Annotated in this window: 3 protein-coding genes; all 3 read left to right on the forward strand. The window is 75.8% G+C overall.

What is annotated here, in order from left to right; genetic code table 11:
• Positions 1-303 (forward strand): GNAT family N-acetyltransferase (locus G5C51_RS40605; protein ID WP_165245753.1); only part of this gene is annotated, 303 nt, incomplete at its 5' end.
• A 50-nt stretch (positions 304-353) separates the two neighbouring features.
• A complete protein-coding gene (locus G5C51_RS40610) occupies positions 354-1,847 on the forward strand; it encodes an ABC transporter substrate-binding protein (protein ID WP_165245755.1) in 1,494 nt (497 codons plus the stop codon).
• Positions 1,847-3,656 (forward strand): ABC transporter permease subunit (locus tag G5C51_RS40615; protein WP_165245757.1); only part of this gene is annotated, 1,810 nt, incomplete at its 3' end. The genes G5C51_RS40610 and G5C51_RS40615, both read left to right, overlap by 1 nt.

The raw sequence follows: 3,656 nt of genomic DNA on the forward strand, positions 1-3,656 counted from the left end.
CACGTACACCCGCCGAACCCGCGCTGGATCGCCGAGCGGTTCCCCTCGGGGGACACGGCGCAGCTGCGGCGGGTGTACGTGCGCGCCGAGCACCGGCGCCGGGGGCTCGCGCGACGGCTGGTCGCGGAGCTGCTGGACTTCGCCGCGGGCGCGGGCGGCTATCGCGCGGTCTATCTGCACACCGATCCGGCGGTGCCCGGTGCCGAGGCCTTCTGGCGCTCGCTCGGCAAGGTGGTGTGCGACGAGGGCGAGGAGGCGGAGCCCGTGCGGGTGGTGCATTTCGAGGTGCCGATGCGGCCGTAGCCGCCCAGATCTCTTCGCCCCCGCCCAGCCCCTCACCCCGAACGAGGATCATGCACTCCCTCCGCCGCCGCCCGCTCATCGCCGGCCTCCTCATAGCCCCGCTCCTGACCAGCTGTTTCGCCGGCGGTCAGGAAGCGTCGTCCAGCGGGGACGGCGGCGGCCGGCTCAAGGTCGCGCTCGCCTTCCCGCCCGCCGAGAATTTCTCCCCGTACGGCGCCGACGCCACGCTGCTCAGCCGCCTCGGCGTCACCGAGGGCCTGACGAAGCTCGACGCCAACGGCACCGCGGCGCCCGCGCTCGCCGACTCCTGGCAGCGCAAGGGCGACCGGGGCTGGCTGTTCACGCTGCGCGAAGCGGAGTTCCAGGACGGCAGCAAGGTCACGCCCGCCGCGGTGGCCGCCGCCCTCGAGCACGCGGCCCGGGCGAAGCCGGTGACGGCCGCGCTGTCGGGCGTCAGCATCACCGCAAAGGCCGTCGGCGACCGCCAGGTCCGTATCACCACCGCCGACCCCGATCCGGCGCTGCCGCTGCGGCTGTCCAGCCCCGGCCTCGCCGTGCTCTCGGCCAAGGCGTACGGGAAGAGCGGCAAGGTCAGCCCGGTCGGCACCGCCACCGGTCCGTTCGAGCTCACCAAGACCACCGGCGCCACCGCGGCCACCCTCGACCGCTTCGACGACTACTGGGGCGGCCGGGCGCAGGCCGCCGGGATCGACGCCCGCTTCATCGCTGACGGCGCCGCCCGCACCAACGCGCTGCGCACCGGCGAGGCCGACATCGCCGAGGCGATCCCGGTCTCGCAGGCGTCCTCCCTCGACAAGGGCAGCCGCAAGGAGACCGCCACCTCGCGGACCACGGGGCTGCAGCTCAATACCGAGAAGGGCCCGTTCAAGGATCCGGGGCTGCGCGCCGCCGCCCGCGCCGCGATCGACACCTCGGCGCTCGCGAAGGGCGTCTACGAGGGCCATGCCGATCCCGGCAAGGGCATCTTCGGCCCGGCGCTGACCTGGGCCGCGGACAAGCGGGTCAAGCCCGAGGCGCGGGCGAAGGCGGCCGAGCCGAACGGCGCGGCCGTCACCATCGGCACGTACGACAACCGGCCCGAGCTGCCCGAGGTCGCCCAGGTGCTCAAGGGGCAGCTGGAGAAGGCCGGGTTCAAGGTCAGGATCGAGGTGCGGGAGTCGTCGCGGATCGAACCGGACGCGCTGGAGGGGAAGTTCGACGCGTTCGTCGGCGCCCGCAACACCATGCTCGACACCGGCGACGCCGTGTCCGTGCTGGCCAGCGACTACACGTGCGACGGCAGCTACAACCTCTCGCTGCTCTGCGACGACAAGGTCGACGCGGCAGTGAAGAAGGCCGAGAACACCGCCGACACCGACGGGCGCCAGGACGCCACGATGGCGGCCGAGGCGGCGATCCTGCGCACCGACGCCGTCGTGCCGCTGGTCCACCAGCGCATCGTCACCGGCGTCGGGGCGTCGGTCGGCGGTGAGATCCTCGACCCGTACGAGCGCGCCCTCGTGGGCACCGGCACCCGGCGCTGATGCCGAAGCGGGGACGCGGTCTCACGGCGCTCTGGCGGCTGCTCCTCGCCGCCGGCGTCGGCTGCGCGATCGGCCTGCTGCCGTGGCTGTCGCGCACCGACCCGGCGCTCACCGTCCTGAAGGCGCGGGCGCAGGAGCGGACGGCCACGCCCGAGGTGCTGGCGTCCGTGCGGGACGAACTCGGCCTCGACGCCGGGCCGCTGCGGCTGCTCGGGCGGTGGGCCGGCGGGCTGCTGCGCGGTGACGCCGGGGAGTCGTGGATCTCCGGCGATCCGGTGCTGCCGGCGGTGCTGCAGGCGCTCGGCTCGTCGCTGCTGCTGATGGTCGCGGCCATGGTCGTCGCCGTCGCCACCGCGGCGGTCGGGTGCGGACGCACGCTCCGGCTCGGCGCCCGCGGCCGGCTCGCGGCGCGGCGGCCCGGCGGCAGCGGTGCCGCCGCGCTGGCCGCGCTGCCCGAATTCCTGCTCGCCTCGGTGCTCGCGACCGTGGTCGGTGTGCAGCTGGGCTGGCTGCCGGCGCTCGGCTTCTACGGGCCCAAGTGGCTGATCCTGCCCGCCCTTTCGCTGGGCCTGCCCGCCGGCGCCCTGCTGGGCCGGCTCCTCGCCGATCTGCTGCCCGGCGCCTTCGCGGAACCCTGGGCGAAGGCGGCGGCCGCCCGCGGCATCCCGGCGGGGCGTATCGCCGGGCACGCGGTGCGGCGCTGCCTGCCGGGGCTGCTGCCGAATCTCGGGCTGTTCGTGGTGGGGCTCACCGGTGGCGCCGTCGCCGTGGAGCAGGTCTTCGACATACCGGGGCTCGGGCGTACGACCCTGGACGCCGCCGTCGCCCAGGACCTGCCGGTGCTGCAGACCAGCGCGCTGGTGCTGATCGTGCTCGCGGCGGTCGCGGGTGGCCTGCTGCGGTACGGGGCCGGGCGGGCCAGTGGTCCGGCGCTGCGCGACGGGGCGCTGCCGACGCTGCATCCGCGGAGGGGCGGGCGGCGCGGGTGGGCGGCGTATGCGTACGGGGCGGTGCTGCTCGTCGTCGTCGCGTTTGCGCTGCCACGGGATCCGCTCGCCCTGGACACCAACGCCCGGCTGCGGGCGCCGTCGTGGGCGCACCCGTTCGGGACGGACAGCCTCGGCCGGGACCTGCTGGCCCGGATCGGCCACGGCGCGCTGAACACCCTGGCGCTCTCCCTGGCCATCAGCGCCGCCGCGCTGCTGGCCGGGTTGCTTCTGGGGCTGCTGCCGCGCCTCTCGGGGCCGCTCGTCGACACCCTCAACGCGATCCCGCCGGTCCTCGCCGGGCTCCTCGTCGCGGGAGTCGCGGGCCCCGGCACGATGACGCCCGCGCTCGCCGTGGCGATCGTCGCGTGGGTCCCGCTGGCCGCCCACACCTCCGCGCTGCTGCGGCAGGAGCGGGCCACCGAGCACGTCGCCGCGGCCAGGAGCCTGGGCGCGGACCGCGCGCACGTGATCCGGCGCCACCTGCTCCCCGCCGTCCTGCCACCGGTCGCCCGCCACGCGCTGCTGCGCCTGCCCGGCGTGGCACTGGCGCTGGCCGCACTGGGCTTCCTCGGCCTGGGCACACAGCCGCCATCCCCGGAGTGGGGCCTGCTGCTCGCGGAGAACCAGCCGTACGCCGAGCGAGCACCGTGGGCGGTACTCGCGCCCGCCGCCGTACTCGCGCTGCTGGGGGCGCTGGCGGTGACGGCGACGGGGGTGGGGTCGCCGCTGCGGGTGCTGCGCAGGCAAGGCGAGCTCGGGTCCGAGTCGAGCGATTCGGGTCGGCTCGGGGCGGGGGCGTCGAGGCCGCCCGGGCCGGGGG

The organism is Streptomyces coryli (assembly GCF_011044975.1).
GTDB classification, from domain to species: Bacteria; Actinomycetota; Actinomycetes; order Streptomycetales; family Streptomycetaceae; genus Streptomyces; species Streptomyces coryli.

Coding starts and splice junctions, on each gene's coding strand:
- G5C51_RS40610 (WP_165245755.1), top strand. CDS start 354: ATGCACTCCCTCCGCCGCCGCCCGCTCATCGCCGGCCTCCTCATAGCC.